The organism is Microbacterium sp. Leaf161 (assembly GCF_001423645.1).
In the GTDB taxonomy this organism is placed as follows: domain Bacteria; phylum Actinomycetota; class Actinomycetes; order Actinomycetales; family Microbacteriaceae; genus Microbacterium; species Microbacterium forte.
In genome coordinates this window covers 1-16,162 of the sequence record NZ_LMOW01000002.1, presented here as the reverse complement: position 1 = coordinate 16,162, position 16,162 = coordinate 1, and the positions used below count along the sequence as shown (strand labels likewise).

The following is a 16,162-nucleotide window of genomic DNA, read 5'->3' as shown; positions in this document are numbered from 1 at the left end:
GTCGACACTGCAGGTGCCCTGGGCTTCGGCTCGGGGCATCTGCTCGTTCGGGGCACGCACGGCCCGTGCACAGACAGCTCCGTCGACAATGGGAAGCCTGCCCGAGGAGCCCACGATCACCGCCACGACGAATTCGCCGACACACCGACGCTCGAACGCGCGCGCGGGGCGCATCATCGCCGTCACAGGCCTCGTGGTGCTGATCATGATCGTGGGCGTCTGGATCCCTGGAGTCGTGGGAACCGCGGCCGCCGCGCTCCTTCCCTGGAGCGGCCTCGCGCTCGGAGTCCTGTCGACGATCGCACTGATCCGCGCCCGCCGCGTCGTCCTGGTGCTGCTCGTGCCCATCCTCGTCTGGGTGCTGGCGATCGCACCCTCCACCCCCGGTTTCGCATCGGGTGCCCCCGACCAGACGCCCACCGTCGAGATCGTCAGCCAGAACGTGCGCGCGCACTCCGGCGGTGCAGCGGAATCCGCAGCAGACCTCGCCGCGTCCGGTGCCGACGTCATCGCGCTGACGGAACTCGACGCCGACAGCCTCGCCGCCGCCCGTGACACGCTCGCCGCCGACTACCCGCACTCCTACGCGATCGGCACGGTCGCCGTCTGGAGCCGCCTCCCCATCGCCGATGCCCAGGCGCTGTCGCTCGGTCTCGACTGGAAGCGCGCGCTGCGCGTGGTGGTGAACGCGCCTGATGCGGACGTCGCCGTCTACGTCATGCATGCGGCCTCCGTGCGGCCAGGAGTGCAGGACGACCGAGACGCGATGCTGTCCGGTATCGCCGATGCCGTCGCTGCAGACCCCGCCGAATCGATCGTCGTCATCGGCGACTTCAACGCCGCCTCCGCCGACCCGGCACTGGGTGCCGTGCGGTCGCAGCTCGACTGGGTCCGACCGACCGACGGCACCCTCGGGTTCACCTGGCCCGCCGCTCTGCCGCTGGCCAGGATCGACCACGTCTTCGTGCGCGGCCTGGCCGTGCGCAGCTCCACGACGATGCGGGCCGGCAGCAGCGACCACCTGGCGACCGTGACGACGCTCGGCTTCTGAGGCCGCGCACGGCGGATCCGCCGGCGGCACACCCGGGTCCGTAACGTGCGTCCGACGAGTCGCGTGCCAGGCGAGAATGGGAGCATGGACTGGCAGACGACCTCTGAAGACACGGTGCCCTCGGCGCCCGTGACGGAGGCCGACGTGCGTCTGCTTCGCGCACGACCACCGGCGACCGGCGCGTGGCGCGACGGAGACCCGGCGGGCGGACGCAGCTTCGCCTCGTTCGGCGCCTTCGCGACCGAGAGCGGCGCAGAGCTCCCCGGCATCCGTCTCGCGTTCGAGACGTGGGGCGAGCTGAACGACGCCCGCGACAACGCGATCCTGGTGCTCCACGCGCTCACCGGCGACAGCCACGTGCGCGGCGGCGCCGGAGCGGGGCACCCCACCGCAGGCTGGTGGGAGGACGTGACCGGGCCCGGAGGGCCGCTCGACACCGACCGGTGGTTCGTCATCGCGCCGAACATGCTCGGCGGCTGCCAGGGCTCCACGGGACCCGCCAGCATCGCGCCCTCCGGATACGAGTGGGCCTCCCGCTTCCCCTATCTGACCATCCGCGACCAGGTCGCAGCCCAGGTGCGCCTCGCAGATTCCCTCGGGATCGACACCTGGGCCGCCGTGATCGGCGGATCCATGGGCGGGATGCACGCCCTCGAATGGGCCGTCACGCACCCTGATCGCGTCGCCCGCCTCGCAGTGCTCTCCTCCCCGCCCGTCACCACTGCCGATCAGATCGCCCTGAACACGGTGCAGCTCGAGACCATCCGCATGGACCCGAGGTTCCAGGGCGGCGAGTACTACGACCTGGCCGACGGCGACGGTCCGCACCGCGGCCTGGCGCTCGCCCGACGCATGGCGCTGCTGAACTACCGCAGCCCGATCGAGCTCAACCAGCGGTTCCAGCGTTCGTGGCAGTCCGGGGTGTCTCCTCTCGGTCACGGCGGTCGCTTCGCCGTCGAGTCGTACCTCGACTTCCACGGCAACAAGTTCACCCGCCGTTTCGACGCGAACAGCTACATCACCCTCGTCGAGGCCATGAACTCGCACGACGTCGGCCGTGACCGCGGTGGCGTCGAAGAGGCGCTGCGCGCCGTGACGGCCACGACACTCGTGCTGGGGATCGACAGCGACCGGCTCTTCCCCGTCGACGGCCAGCACCGCATCGCCCGCAGCATCCCGAACACCCTCGACGGCCCCGAAGCGGTGGTGCTGACCAGCGACTTCGGTCACGATGGATTCCTCATCGAGACAGAGGCGGTCGGCAGCAATCTCCGACGGCTGCTCGCGAGCTAGCTCTCGTCGATCGTCCAGGGCAGCGAACCGGTGCGCAGCCGCACACCGTCCCACTCGAAGTCCCTGCCCTGCGGCGTTTCGACCACTCGGGTCGAGAAGTGCTGCGCCACCCCTCCGGAGGCGAGCGCGGCATCGACCGAGGAGAATCGGCCGAGCTGGTGCAGGGTGACCCAGGTCGGAGGGAAGAGCGTCCACTCCCCCGTCGCGTGTCGCGACAGGGCTTCTGCCGGGCTCAGCCACACCACGTCGACGACTTCGTCGACCGAGAACCGCGGTTCGTCGTCGGGCGCTGAGGCGAGGAAGAACCAGGTCCGGATGCGAATGGGTGCCTCGACCGGCGGCTGCCAGCGCGACAGCAGCACGGGATCGCTGATGATCAGGCCGACCTCCTCGGCTGTCTCGCGAACCGCCGCCCTGCGCGCATCGTCACTCTCATCCGCCCCCTCTCGGCGGTCGGACGGCTCCGCCTTGCCGCCGGGGAACACCCACGCCCCCGCGAACGAGCCGCGATCGGGCCGACGCATCAGCAGCACGGCGAAGCCCTCGGGCGTCGGACGCAGCAGCACGGCTGTCCCGGCGACGGGCAGATCGTCGAGGTCGGTCACAGCCTCACTCTACGAGGCGGAGCACCGCTCACGCCGCCGTGAGCACCGGTCTGCGCGCCTCCGAGCGATACGACAGCAGGGCGATCAGGAGGCCGGCGACTGCGAGCGCCGCACCCGTCCAGGACGGCGCGACGAAGCCCCATCCGGCGGCGATCACCATGCCGCCGAGGAATGCGCCGAGGCTGTTGCCGATGTTCAGCGCAGAGTGGTTCATCGCAGCGGCGATCGACTGGTTGTCTCCGGCGACATCCATCAGCCGGGTCTGGATCGTCGGGCTCAGCACCGAAGACACGAAGCCGACCACGAACACGAGCAGCGCGAGGGTGACGATCCAGAATGCGAGCACGGCGAGGAGGGCGAAGACCACAGCCATCGCGGCAAGTCCGAAGAGCAGCGTGCGTCGCAGGTCGATGTCCGCGAGGTGTCCGCCGACGAGGTTGCCCGCTGTCATCCCGAGCCCCATCAGCACCAGCACGATCGGCACCGCCCACTCGGGCGAGCCGGCCACCTCGGTCACCAGCGGCGCGATGTAGCTGTAGACCGCGAAGAAGCCGCCGAAGCCGATCGCGCCGACACCGAGTGTGAACCAGACCTGGGGAATGCGGAAGACACCGAGCTCCTCGCGCATGGTCCGCCCGGGCGAGCCGGGATGTGCGGGCACGAAGAACGCGATGCACACCGTCGCCAGGGCGAAGACGAGCGTCACGACCGCGAAGGCCGCCCGCCATCCCCAGAGCTGACCGAGGAACGTTCCCAGCGGCACTCCCACCACGTTCGCCACGGTCAGACCTGTGAGGATGAAGGCGACGCCCTTGGCGCGGTTGCCCGGCCCCATGACGTCCGCCGCGACCAGGGCGCCGATGCCGAAGTAGGCACCGTGCGGCAGACCGGCGAGGAACCGTGACGCACCCACGAGTTCGAAGGTCGGCAGGAACACCGTGAGCGCGTTGAACACGGTCAGCGCCAGCGCCAGGCCGATCATGACCCGGTGCCGGGGGTAGCGGGCGACGAACCCGGCGATCGTCGGAGCACCGACGACCACGCCGAGCGCGTAGAGCGAGATCAGCCACCCTGCCTGACTCAGCGCGTCTTCAGGGCTGGAGGCCCACAGCGTGGGCAGCAGCTCGTCGGCGATGTTGGGCAGCAGGCCCATGACGACGAATTCGGTCATGCCGATGCCGAAGCTGCCTATGGCGAGGGAGAGGAGCGCCCACTTCGCCGCACCCCTCGATTCAGTCGAGGGATTCACCCGTCGAGTCTACGGGGTGTCCGCGTCGTCGATCGCCGCCTCGAGCCGCTCGATCTTCGCGTCGAGCTCTCCGGTGTAGCCGGGCCGGATGTCGGCCTTGAGCACGAGAGACACTCGCGAGCCGAAGGGCATCACGGCTTCGGTGGCGCGCTTGACGACATCCATCACAGAGTCCCAGTCCGGGCCCTCGATCTCGGTGAACATGCTGGTCGTGCGGTGCGGCAGGCCCGACTCCCGCACGACGCGGACGGCGGCGGCGACCGCATCGTGGACCGACGCGTCGGAGCGCTCGGCTCCGTCGGAGGGGACGCCGCTGGGTGCGACGGAGAAGGCGATCAGCATGGTTTCACTCCCGGGTGGTGGACGAACGATGGGCGGGCACGCGGACGAGGGCGCGGATGCCGACGGCGAGGAGCACGACGAGCACGATGTTGCGCAGAGTCAGGATGGCGACGGGCAGCGTCTCTGCACGCAGCAGCGCGTCGTAGCTCAGTGGATAGATCAGGCAGGTGAGCGCGCACAGCGCGAGCACGAGCAGCGCAGGCGCGGCCGCTCGCGTGCGGTCGAGAACGAGCCAGAGGACGGCCGGAGCGATAAGCCACGTCTGGAACTGCGGAGAGCCGACCTTGTTCGCGACGATCAGGGTCGTCACGAGACTCAGCGCGAGCGGAGGGAACAGCCGTGCGAAGGATGCCCCGCGTGATGCCTTCAGCGCGCCGATGACGGTGATCACGACGACGAAGACAGCCATCAGGGGTGTGAGCACAGCACTCACGGCATCCGCGCCCTGCGCGCTGATCTGGAAGGTCAGGATGTCGAAGCTGTACTCGATGCGGGCAGCCCCGGCGATCGCGAGCCACAGGAACGGGCTCGCGGCCACTGCCTCGATCTGCAGACCGCGGCCGGTCTGCTCTGTCAGGAATCCGAAGATCTCGGCATCGGCTCCGAAGGCGACCAGCACGACGACGACGGCTGCCGATACGGCTGCGGCCGTGAGCAGAACGCGCATCCGACTTCGGGCTGCCACGACGGCTGCGACCAGCAGCGCGCCCGGCCAGATCTTGATCCAGGCGCCGATCGCCAGCAGCGCTGCCGCGGCAGCGGGGCGGCGACCCAGCCAGAGTCCGCCGATCACCGCGAGCGGCACCGTGATCGCGTCGATGCGGTACATCGCGATCGGTCCCAGCAGAAGCAGGGCGGTGATCCAGAACCAGGCGGCCATCCGCCGAGGCTGCGACGGCGAACGCCCGACGAGCACAGCGAAGGCGATCGCATCGAGCACCGTGACGAGCACCGCCCACGCGATCAGGTACGCCCCGGAGGCGCCCATCACCGCGATGAGCGGTGTCGACAGGATCTTCGCGAGCAGCATGGGCACGAGCGCGAGCTGCGGATAGACCCACGTCTCGGTGACTCCGACGATCGCTCCACCCGACAGCGCCGCCGACGACCACGGTTCGTACACGAGCACCACGTCGCCCATCGGCTGGCTCGGATACAGCCAGCCGGCGACCGCCGTGAAGAGGTGCACGAGTCCGAACGCGCTCCACAGCACGACGAGACGCATCAAGAAGGTGTGACTCACGCGACGACGTCCGAGAATGCGCGAGGCAGCGCCTCTGCGACATCGAGCGCCACGATCGGATGTCCCGTCGCGCGGCCATCCGCGCCCGCACCAGCGGCGAGGACACCGGCATGACCATGCAACCACGCGGCCGCGGCTGCGACCTCAGCCAGCGGTGCGTCGGCGTTCGCGGCGAGGAGCGCCCCGAGCATGCCGCCCAGGACATCGCCGGTGCCCGCAGTCGCGAGCCAGCCGGTGCCCGCCTCCACCCGGATCAGGTGTCCGTCCGGATCCGCGATCAGCGTCTGTGCGCCCTTGAGCAGCACGACGGCGCCGACCTCGTGCGCCACCCGGGCGACGGCGTCGGCGCGGTCGTCGCGGGTGCCGTGTCCGAGCTGATCCTGCAGGCGCTCGAACTCACGGCCGTGCGGCGTCAGCACGCGCGGGGCACGACTGCCTCGCGCCAGGTCGAGCGCCCCCGCGTCGACGACCACCGGCACCTGCCCGTCGAGCAGGTCGAGCAGCTCGCGCTCCGTCTCGGGGCTCCTCGCGGTATCCGTCCCTGATCCGATCACCCAGGCGCCGACACGCGCGCCCGCGATGCTCGGGCTGACCACGGTCTCGGGGCGTCGTGCGATCACGGCATCCGCGGCTCGGCCGTCGCCGACGTAGCGCACGAAGCCTGCACCGACGCGCCACGCCGCCTCGACACCGAGCACCGCGGCACCCGGATAAGCGGACGATCCGGTGCGCAGGCCGACGACGCCCCGGGAGTACTTGTCGTCATCCGCGCCTGGCACGCGCAGGAAGCGTGCGGTGTCTTCGCGGAACCAGTCACGTGCGTCGGGCATGACTCCACGTTAGTGCGGCGGCCCGCACCGCCCCACCCGGCCGGTAGCGTCTAGGGGTGAGCATTCTCTTCTCCCCGCTGAGCATCCGTTCCGTCACGTTCCGCAACCGGCTCTGGGTGTCTCCCATGTGCATGTACAGCGCGATCGACGGCGTCGTCCAGGAATGGCACCACACCCACCTCGCCCAGTTCGCCTCCGGCGGAGCCGGTCTGATCGTCGCCGAGGCGACAGCCGTCGTCCCCGAGGGCCGCATCTCGCCACGGGATGCCGGCCTCTGGAACGACGAGCAACGCGACGCGTGGGCGCCGGTCGTCGAGGCGATCCATTCACGTGGCGCCGTCGCGGGCATCCAGCTCGCGCACGCCGGCCGCAAGGCGTCGACCTGGTGGCCCTGGGCCGACGCGCGCGGATCGGTACCGGCGGCGGACGGCGGATGGACGACCACCGCGCCCTCCGACATCGCCTTCGATGGCTTCGCGGAGCCTGCGGCGCTCGATCAGGACGGCATCGACGCCGTCGTCGAAGGCTTCGCGAGCGCGACCCGCCGTGCCCTCGACGCCGGCTTCGACGTGCTCGAGGTGCACGGTGCGCACGGATACCTGCTGCACCAGTTCCTCTCTCCGCTCTCGAATCTGCGAGACGACGAGTACGGCGGCTCTCTCGAGAACCGCGCTCGACTGCTCCTCCGGGTGGTGGGCGCGATCCGCGAGGTCGCCGGAGACGGGGTGCCCGTCTTCGTGCGTATCTCGGCGACCGATCATGCCGAGGGCGGATTCACCCCCGACGAAGCGGCGATCGTGAGCGGCTGGGCGACCGAGCACGGAGCCGACCTCATCGATGTCTCCAGCGGCGGGCTCGTGGCGCATCAGCAGATCAGCGTGTTCCCCGGATACCAGGTACCGCTGGCCGAGAACGTGCGCCAGGGCGGACGCATCCCCGTGTCGGCGGTCGGACTGATCACCGCCGCCGAACAGGCGGAGCAGGTGCTCGCCGACGGTGCGGCCGATGCGATCTTCGCGGGTCGCGAGTGGCTGCGCGACCCGCACTTCGCGCTCAGGGCCGCCCATGAGCTCGGCGCCGAGATCACCTGGCCGCCGCAGTACGAGCGGGCGCGCTGGCGCTGATCGCCACCCCGCACAGAAGCCCCCGGGTCCGCATGGACTCGGGGGCTTCTCGGTCATCGCGGATCAGTGACCGCGAATACGACGGGTCGCGTCCTGCACCTCGCCCACGAGCTCCTCGAGGATGTCCTCGAGGAAGAGCACGGCAGTCGTGCGACCCTGGGAGTCCCGCACCTTCGCCAGGTGACGCCCTGCGCGGCGCATCACGGCGAGAGCGTCCTCCAGATCGGTGTCCTCCTGCACCGGGACCATATGGTTGATGCGCTTCGAGGGCAGCGGCTCGACCAGCTTCTCGGCAGCACCGGGTCCGTCGGACGCCCGCAGGATGTCCTTGAGGTGGACGTATCCGACAGGGGTTCCCTCGTCGTCGACGATCACGTATCGGGAGAACCCGTAGCGGGCGACGGCCTTCTCGACGTCATCCGGAGTCGCGGACTGCGGAAGCGTCACGAGATCGCTGAGCGGAACAGCCACATCGCGAGCCTTCTTGTCTGTGAACTCCACCGCTGCCGCCACAGTGCCCGCCGTGTCGGTGAGCACGCCCTCTCGCCGGGACTGATCGACGATCGTCGCGACCTCGTCGAGCGTGAACGTCGATGCGGCCTCGTTCTTCGGCTCGACCCGGAACAGCCGGAGCACGCCGTTGGCCGCCGCGTTCAGCAGCCAGATCACCGGCATGAAGATCTTCGACACCATCACGAGGGGCGGCGCGAGGATGAGCACCGCGCGCTCCGGAACCGAGAACGCGAGGTTCTTCGGCACCATCTCGCCGAACACCACGTGCAGGAACGACACGATCAGCAGAGCGATCGCGAACGACACGGCATCGACGACGCCGTCCGACCAGCCGAGCGCGTGCAGCGGCACGGCGAGCAGGTGATGGATCGCGGGTTCGGAGACGTTCAGGATCAGCAGCGAGCAGATCGTGATGCCCAGCTGCGAGGTCGCGAGCATGAGCGTCGCATGCTCCATCGCGAAGAGCGCGGTCTTGGCGGCGCGCGACCCGCGGTCGGCCTTGGGCTCGATCTGCGACCGGCGTGCGGAGATCACCGCGAACTCGGCGCCGACGAAGAACGCGTTCGCCACGAGCAGCACGACCAGCCAGGCCAGTCCTCCCCAGTCGTTCATCGTCCGACCACCTCTGCGGGAAGATCCTGATTCGGGACGTAGCGGATGCGGTCGACGCGACGACCGTCCATGCGGACCACCTGGAGCTTGCCCGTGTCGAGGTCGACCTCGTCACCCACCGACGGCACGCGCTCGAGGACGCTCATGACGTAGCCGGCCACGGTGTCGTACACGTCACCCTCCGGAACCTCCACCCCTGCTCTGCGTCGCAACTCGTCCGGCCGCAGCTCTCCGGGGAAGGTGATGCCGTCTCGCCCGCGGACGACTCCGGCGCGCGTGCGGTCGTGCTCGTCGGAGACCTCGCCCACGAGCTCCTCCACCAGGTCCTCCAGCGTGACGAGACCGGCGGTGCCGCCGTACTCGTCGACCACGACGGCCAGCTGGTATCCGCGGGCTCTGAGCTCGGAGATGAGCGCGTCGACGTGCACGGTCTCCGGGACGCGGAGCGGATCGGTCGAGAGCGCGCCGACCGGCACCTCGCCTCGTCGATCACGCGGGACGGAGATCGCGGCCTTCAGGTGCACGACACCCGTGATGTCGTCGAGGTCGTCGTCGTACACGGGAAAACGGCTGTGTCCGGTCCGGCGGGCGAGCTGGATGACGTCATCGGCCGAGTCGCCGACCGCGAGGGCGTGCATGCTAGGACGAGCCGTCATCACGTCGGCGGCCGTCAGGCGGGAGAACGTCAGCGTCCGATCGAGCAGGCTCGCGGTGTCGGCTTCGAGCAGTCCGGCACTCGCCGAGCGACGCACGAGAGAAGAGAGCTCCTCGGCGCTGCGCGCACCGGACAGCTCTTCCTTCGGCTCGATGCCCATGCTCCGCAGGACCCCGTTCGCACTGCCGTTGAGCACCACGACGGCCGGCTTGAAGACGGTCGTGAACGCGACCTGGAACGGCATGACGAGCTTCGCGGTCGCGAGCGGCAGCGCCAGGGCGAAATTCTTGGGCACCAGCTCACCGAGAATCATCGACAGCACGGTGGCGACCAGCATCGCGACGATCGTGGCGATCGGACCGACGGCCGCCTCAGGGATGCTCCATGCGACGAGAGTCGGGCCGAGGAGGTTGGAGAGCGCCGGCTCCATCGTGTACCCGGTCAAAAGCGTGGTCAGGGTGATGCCCAGCTGAGCGGACGAGAGATGGGTCGAGGTGTGCCTGAGCGCGCTGATGGTCAGCGACAGACGGGATTCGCCGCGGGCCTGACGGGCCTCGAGATCGGCACGGTCGAGATTGACCAGGGCGAACTCGCTCGCGACGAACAGCCCGGTGCCCACGGTGAGCAGAAGCCCCACGCCCAAGAGGATGTAATCCATCAGTCGTTCCTCCCGAGACGGGGAGGCAGGCAATGGGGCGATGTACTACAACTGGGAGGGTCGTCCATGGTGTCCACGATTCTACGGGATCGCAGTGGGTCGGAGCGCGGACGACTACCAGCTGACCGGGAGGGCCTTGCCCTCTTCGTATCCGGCGGCGGACTGCAGCCCGACGAGCGCCCGTTCGTGGAACTCGGGCACCGACGATGCCCCGGCATAGGTGAACGACGAGCGCACGCCCGATGTGATCATGTCGAGCAGGTCCTCGAGTCCTGGGCGCAGCGGGTCGAGGTAGATCTTCGAGGACGAGATCCCTTCTGCGAATAGCTCCTTGCGGGCACGCTCATACGCATCGAGACGGCCGAACCGAGCCTGCACCGCCTTCGTGGAGGCCATGCCCCAGGATTCCTTGTAGATGCGGCCCTCGGCGTCGCTCTGCAGCTCGCCCGGCGCCTCGATCGTCCCCGCGAACCAGGAGCCGACCATCACGGACGCGGCGCCCGCGGCGAGCGCGAGCGCCACGTCGCGCGGATACCGCACTCCCCCGTCCGCCCAGACGTGAGCGCCGAGCTCCCGGGCGGCCTCGGCCGTCTCGAGCACAGCGGAGAACTGCGGGCGGCCGACGGCCGTCATCATGCGCGTCGTGCACATCGCGCCCGGCCCCACGCCGACCTTGAGGATGGAGGCGCCGGCCTCGACGAGGTCCTTGACGCCGTCGGCGGTGACGATGTTGCCGGCCACGATCGGGATGCCGAGATTCAGCGCGGCGACGGCGCTCAGCGCGCGCAGCATCCCCTCCTGGTGTCCGTGCGCCGTGTCCACCACGAGCACATCGACGCCCGCGTCGGCGAGGGCCTTCGCCTTGGACGCGACGTCTCCGTTGATGCCCACCGCCGCCGCGACGGCGAGGCGGCCGTCGCCGTCCATCGCCGGGCGATACAGCGTCGACCGCAGGGCACTGCGCGCGCTGAGCGTTCCGACGAGGTGCCCGTGGTGCGTGATCGTCACCATGTCGACGCCCGCGTCGGTGATCACGTCGAAGGCATGACGCTCTGATCCGATGTCATCCGCATCGAGAGACGGCGTGCCGGCGTGCACCAGATCGCCCAGCTGTGCATCCGGGAGCGCAGTGGCCAGCCGCGTCGCCGGCAGGACACCGAGAATACGCTCGGCATCGTACGGAGCTCCGCCCGTGGCCACGACGATGCCGTGACCTGCGGTCGCAGGCATCAGCCGGAGTGCGTCCGACACCGATGCCTCAGGAGGCAGCACGATCGGCGTGTCCCACAGCACCGGCTGCGCCTTGACGTCGCGGATCGCAGCATCGAGACCCTGCAACGGCATGTCCTGAGGGAGCACTCCGAGTCCGCCACGCCGCGCGAGCACCGCCGCGAGCCGGGGGCCGGTCACGGAGTTCATGTTCGAGGCCACGATCGGCAGGGTGGCCGGGGTGCCGTCCTGCGGGGCCAGATCGACCTGCAGACGGCTGGTGACGGCGGATCGTCGCGGCACGAGGAACACGTCGGAATAGGTCAGATCGACTGCGGGTGACTCACCGGAGAACTCCATACCCCCACGGTACTCAGATAGCGGCGTCGAGGGCGCATGCCTTCGACGAATGCGCGAGGAAACACGTTAGGCTTGGAAGTCGAGAGTGTGCGGGCCCGGACGCATCACGCGTCCTGCTGTGCATACGTGGACTTCAGCGATGAAAGAGGGCGATCGAGCGTGTCGAACCAGGTGACCGGCGTCGGGGGCGACGGGGGGTTCGGAGCCAATTCCTGGCTCGTGGAAGAGCTCTACGAGCAGTACAAGGTGAACCGCGACTCCGTCGACAAGGAGTGGTGGCCCATCCTCGAGAAGTACCAGTCGGATGCCGCGACCGGCACCGCGGCTCCCGCGCCCGCTGCCGAGCAGCCCGCGCATCCGGTGACAGCCCCCATCCCCGTCATCGGCGCACAGCCCGTGGCGCGGACCACGACCAAGCCTGCCGCCGCGGCGCCGATTCCGGCGCAGGCCCCGAAGCCCGCGGCGAAGGCCGAGGCACCGGAGTCGGCAGATCCCGTCGAGGAAGACAAGGTCACGCCGCTCCGCGGTCTGCCCAAGACCCTCGCCGCGAACATGGACGAGTCTCTGACCGTCCCCACCGCGACCAGCGTCCGCACGGTGCCCGCGAAGCTGATGATCGACAACCGCATCGTCATCAACAACCACATGGCGCGCACCCGCGGCGGCAAGATCAGCTTCACTCACCTCATCGGCTGGGCGCTCATCCGCACGCTCGACGAGTTCCGCAGCCAGAACGTCTTCTACGCCGAGATCGACGGCAAGCCCTCGGTCGTGGCACCCGCGCACGTCAACCTCGGCATCGCCATCGACCTGCCGAAGCCCGACGGCACGCGCGCACTCATGGTACCCAGCATCAAGCGCGCCGACACGTTGACGTTCAGCGAGTACCTCGTCGCATACGAGGACCTCGTCACGCGCGCCCGCAACAACAAGCTGACGGCCGCAGACTTCCAGGGCACGACCGTGTCGCTGACCAACCCCGGCGGCATCGGCACCGTGCACTCCGTCCCCCGCCTCATGAAGGGGCAGGGATGCATCATCGGCGCCGGTGCGCTCGAGTACCCGGCGGAATTCCAGGGAGCGAGCGAGAAGACGCTCAACGAGCTCGCGATCGGCAAGACCATCACGCTGACGAGCACGTACGACCACCGCGTCATCCAGGGCGCCGGCTCCGGCGAGTTCCTCAAGAAGGTGCACGAGCTGCTGATCGGGCAGCGCGGCTTCTACGACGACATCTTCGCTGCTCTCCGCATCCCGTACTCGCCGATCCGCTGGAACCCCGACATCGCGGTCGACCTCGCCGAGCGCGTCGACAAGCAGTCCCGCGTGCAGGAGCTCATCAACTCGTTCCGGGTGCGCGGACACCTGATGGCCGACATCGACCCGCTCGAGTACGTCCAGCGCTCGCACCCCGACCTCGAGATCGAGAGCCACGGCCTCACCTTCTGGGACCTCGACCGCGAGTTCGTCACCGGCGGGTTCGGCGGCCGACGGGTCGCGAAGCTCCGCGACATCCTCGGCGTCCTGCGCGACTCGTACTGCCGCACGCTCGGCATCGAGTACATGCACATCCAGGACCCGGAGCAGCGTCGCTGGTTCCAGGAGAAGGTCGAGGTCAAGTACCAGAAGCCCGGCCATGACGAGCAGCTGCGGGTCCTCCGCAAGCTCAACGAGGCCGAGGCCTTCGAGACCTTCCTGCAGACCAAGTTCGTCGGTCAGAAGCGATTCTCGCTCGAGGGCGGCGAGTCGCTCGTCCCGCTGCTCGACGAGATCCTCCAGGGTGCGGCCACCTCCGGCCTCGAGGGCGCCGCGATCGGCATGGCGCACCGCGGCCGTCTGAACGTGCTGACCAACATCGCCGGCAAGACCTACGGCCACGTGTTCCAGGAGTTCGAGGGCACGCAGACCCCCGGCAACCAGCGCGGCTCCGGCGATGTGAAGTACCACCTCGGCACCGAGGGCACCTTCGTCGCCGACGACGGATCCGAGCTCCCGGTCTACCTCGCCGCGAACCCGTCTCACCTCGAGACCGTGGACGGCGTCCTCGAGGGCATCGTCCGCGCCAAGCAGGACCGCAAACCGATCGGTACTTTCGCCTGGCTGCCGATCCTGGTGCACGGCGACGCGGCGTTCGCCGGGCAAGGTGTGGTCGTCGAGACTCTGCAGATGTCTCAGCTGCGCGGATACCGCACCGGCGGCACGATCCACGTCGTCGTCAACAACCAGGTCGGCTTCACCACCCTCCCCAACGATTCGCGCAGCTCGGTGTATTCGACGGATGTCGCGAAGACGATCCAGGCGCCGGTGTTCCATGTGAACGGCGACGACCCCGAAGCCGTCATCCACGTCGCGCAGCTCGCTTTCGAGTACCGCGAGCGGTTCCACCGCGACGTCGTCATCGACCTCGTCTGCTACCGACGCCGCGGGCACAACGAGGGAGACGACCCCTCGATGACGCAGCCGCTGATGACGGATCTGATCCAGGCGAAGCGATCGGTGCGTAAGCTCTACACCGAGTCGCTCGTCGGTCGCGGCGACATCACCGAAGAGGAGTACGACGAGGCCAAGGCGGACTTCCAGAACCGTCTGGAGATCGCGTTCGCCGAGACCCACGCTGCAGAGACCGGCGCCAACCCGGTCGCTCAGGACCTGCCTCCGGCTGACGAGCAGGTCGGCGCCCCGGAGATCACCGGAGTCTCGAACGAGGTCATCCAGCTCATCGGCGACGCGTTCGTGAACAAGCCCGAGGGCTTCACCGTTCACCCGAAGCTCCAGCAGCAGCTCGAGAAGCGTCTCGACATGAGCCGCAACGGGAACATCGACTGGGGCTTCGGCGAGCTGCTCGCCTTCGGTTCGCTCCTCGTCGAGGGCACGCCCGTGCGGCTCGCGGGGCAGGACTCGCGGCGCGGCACGTTCGTGCAGCGTCACGCGACACTGCACGACCGCGCGAACGGCCAGGAGTGGCTGCCGCTGTCGAACCTGTCAGAGTCCCAGGGGCGCTTCTTCGTCTACGACTCGCTCCTGAGCGAGTACGCCGCGCTCGGCTTCGAGTACGGCTACTCGGTCGAGGCTCCAGAGGCACTCGTGCTGTGGGAAGCCCAGTTCGGCGACTTCGTGAACGGCGCCCAGTCGGTCATCGACGAGTACATCTCGGCGGCCGAACAGAAGTGGGGACAGCAGTCCAGCGTCACCCTGCTCCTCCCCCACGGCTACGAGGGCCAGGGACCGGACCACTCGTCGTCGCGCATCGAGCGCTTCCTGCAGATGTGCGCGCAGGACAACATGATCGTCTCGCGCCCCTCGACGCCCGCGTCGTACTTCCACCTGCTGCGCCGTCAGGCCTACGCCCGTCCGCGCAAGCCGCTCATCGTATTCACCCCGAAGGCCATGCTGCGCCTGCGAGGTGCGACGAGCCCTGTCGAGGCCTTCACCCAGGGCCGCTTCGAGCCCGTGCTCGACGACAACCGCGGTCTCGACCGCAACGCGGTGAAGCGCGTGCTCGTGCACTCGGGCAAGGTCCACTGGGATCTCAAGGCCGAGCTCGACAAGAACCCGAACCCCGAGATCGCGCTGGTCAGGCTCGAGCAGCTGTACCCGACGCCGATCGACGGTCTGAAGGCCATCACCGACTCGTACCCGAACGCCGAGCTGGTGTGGGTGCAGGAAGAGCCGGAGAACCAGGGGGCTTGGCCGTTCCTTGCTCTCGCATTCGCCGATGTGCCCGGGGACCGCAGCTTCCGCCCGGTGTCGCGTCCCGCGTCGGCATCGCCGGCGACCGGCTCGTCGAAGGTGCACGCGGCCGAACAGGCGAAGCTCCTGCGAGACGCCCTCACCATCAGCTGACGGCTGTCGGAGAAAACGGAGAGGGGCTCACGGCGATGCCGTGAGCCCCTCTCTGTGCAGTCCGTCGTCGCGGCGGGCGGCGCTCAGTACCAGATGCCCAGGAGCGGGGCATCTGCTGTGCGGAACGCATCGTCGAGCACTGCCGCCGTCTCCATCGATGCGTGCAGACGGCCGGCCGCGCGGAGCCTAACAGCGCTGACCCCGCCCGCGTAGATCGACGAGAGAGCCCCCACGCCGAGAATGACGTCGGCCTCTGCGCCGTCGTCGACCCGTGTGACATCCGCCGTACCGTCGGCACCCGAGGTCAGTCGCCACGAGCCTTCGGCGAAACCGAGAGGATCCTCGACTCGGAACACCACATCGAGGGGCGCACGATATGTGCGGGCGCTGAGCGCAGCGGGCACGTCGAGGAGGCGCAGCCACCCGTGATCGTGAGGGGTGAGGTCCACGCCTCGCTGGTCGGTGACGAGCCAGGTGATCGGATCGTCGATCGGGCGCAGGTCGACCACCACCTTCGACACCAGGTCGTGCTGCAGAGCGAATCTCCAGAGCGCGGCCAGGGCATCCGTCGTGGT

At 69.0% G+C, this 16,162-nt stretch carries 13 protein-coding genes; 4 read left to right on the top strand and 9 right to left on the bottom strand.

Annotated features, from left to right (window positions below; genetic code table 11):
• Positions 1-88 precede the first annotated feature (88 nt).
• Both ASF87_RS12765 and metX read left to right on the top strand, forming a co-directional pair.
• Positions 89-1,051, top strand: a complete 963-nt coding sequence (locus ASF87_RS12765) for an endonuclease/exonuclease/phosphatase family protein (RefSeq protein WP_056376516.1) — start codon at positions 89-91, stop codon at positions 1,049-1,051.
• 84 nt (positions 1,052-1,135) lie between these two features.
• Positions 1,136-2,344 (top strand): homoserine O-acetyltransferase MetX, encoded by a 1,209-nt coding sequence (gene metX, locus ASF87_RS12760; protein ID WP_056376515.1) that lies wholly within the window; start codon positions 1,136-1,138, stop codon positions 2,342-2,344.
• Here metX and ASF87_RS12755 read toward each other — a convergent pair.
• The 5 genes from ASF87_RS12755 to ASF87_RS12735 are packed head-to-tail and all read right to left on the bottom strand — an operon-like array spanning position 2,341 to position 6,613.
• Positions 2,341-2,949, bottom strand: a complete 609-nt coding sequence (locus tag ASF87_RS12755) for an NUDIX hydrolase (protein WP_056376514.1) — start codon at positions 2,947-2,949, stop codon at positions 2,341-2,343. The two genes, metX and ASF87_RS12755, sit on opposite strands and share 4 nt — an antisense overlap.
• A 28-nt stretch (positions 2,950-2,977) precedes the next feature.
• Positions 2,978-4,198 carry an MFS transporter gene (locus ASF87_RS12750; RefSeq protein ID WP_056376513.1) on the bottom strand — a complete coding sequence of 407 codons (1,221 nt, stop codon included), beginning with the start codon at positions 4,196-4,198 and terminating at the stop codon, positions 2,978-2,980.
• Positions 4,199-4,207: 9 nt separating this feature from the next.
• Positions 4,208-4,540, bottom strand: coding sequence for a thiamine-binding protein (locus tag ASF87_RS12745; RefSeq protein ID WP_042541904.1), 333 nt, complete (start codon positions 4,538-4,540; stop codon positions 4,208-4,210).
• 4 nt (positions 4,541-4,544) lie between these two features.
• The gene (locus ASF87_RS12740) at positions 4,545-5,783 is read right to left on the bottom strand and encodes a hypothetical protein (protein ID WP_235558958.1); all 1,239 of its coding nucleotides are present in this window, start codon (positions 5,781-5,783) and stop codon (positions 4,545-4,547) included.
• The gene (locus tag ASF87_RS12735; protein WP_056376512.1) at positions 5,780-6,613 is read right to left on the bottom strand and encodes an NAD(P)H-hydrate dehydratase; all 834 of its coding nucleotides are present in this window, start codon (positions 6,611-6,613) and stop codon (positions 5,780-5,782) included. The genes ASF87_RS12740 and ASF87_RS12735 overlap by 4 nt, the downstream gene beginning before the upstream one ends.
• 56 nt (positions 6,614-6,669) lie before the next feature.
• Here ASF87_RS12735 and ASF87_RS12730 point away from each other — a divergent pair, with 56 nt between their 5' ends.
• The gene (locus ASF87_RS12730; protein WP_056376511.1) at positions 6,670-7,737 is read left to right on the top strand and encodes an NADH:flavin oxidoreductase/NADH oxidase; all 1,068 of its coding nucleotides are present in this window, start codon (positions 6,670-6,672) and stop codon (positions 7,735-7,737) included.
• A gap of 63 nt (positions 7,738-7,800) precedes the next feature.
• On the opposite strand, the gene ASF87_RS12725 is transcribed toward ASF87_RS12730, so the two are convergent.
• From ASF87_RS12725 to ASF87_RS12715, 3 genes are all read right to left on the bottom strand, one after another.
• A complete protein-coding gene (locus tag ASF87_RS12725; RefSeq protein ID WP_042541907.1) occupies positions 7,801-8,862 on the bottom strand; it encodes a hemolysin family protein in 1,062 nt (353 codons plus the stop codon).
• Complete coding sequence (locus tag ASF87_RS12720) at positions 8,859-10,175, bottom strand: hemolysin family protein (RefSeq protein WP_056376510.1); 1,317 nt, start codon at positions 10,173-10,175, stop codon at positions 8,859-8,861. Before ASF87_RS12720 ends, ASF87_RS12725 begins: the two co-directional genes overlap by 4 nt.
• Positions 10,176-10,289: 114 nt before the next feature.
• Positions 10,290-11,744: a GuaB1 family IMP dehydrogenase-related protein gene (locus ASF87_RS12715; RefSeq protein WP_056376509.1), complete on the bottom strand. Its 1,455-nt coding sequence runs from the start codon at positions 11,742-11,744 to the stop codon at positions 10,290-10,292.
• A gap of 159 nt (positions 11,745-11,903) precedes the next feature.
• On the opposite strand from ASF87_RS12715, the gene ASF87_RS12710 reads away from it, so the two are divergent.
• Positions 11,904-15,587, top strand: coding sequence for a multifunctional oxoglutarate decarboxylase/oxoglutarate dehydrogenase thiamine pyrophosphate-binding subunit/dihydrolipoyllysine-residue succinyltransferase subunit (locus tag ASF87_RS12710; protein ID WP_079112599.1), 3,684 nt, complete (start codon positions 11,904-11,906; stop codon positions 15,585-15,587).
• A gap of 83 nt (positions 15,588-15,670) precedes the next feature.
• On the opposite strand, the gene ASF87_RS12705 is transcribed toward ASF87_RS12710, so the two are convergent.
• Positions 15,671-16,162, bottom strand: a 492-nt coding sequence (locus ASF87_RS12705; RefSeq protein WP_200933758.1) for a sterol carrier protein domain-containing protein, incomplete at its 5' end; no start/stop codon positions are given.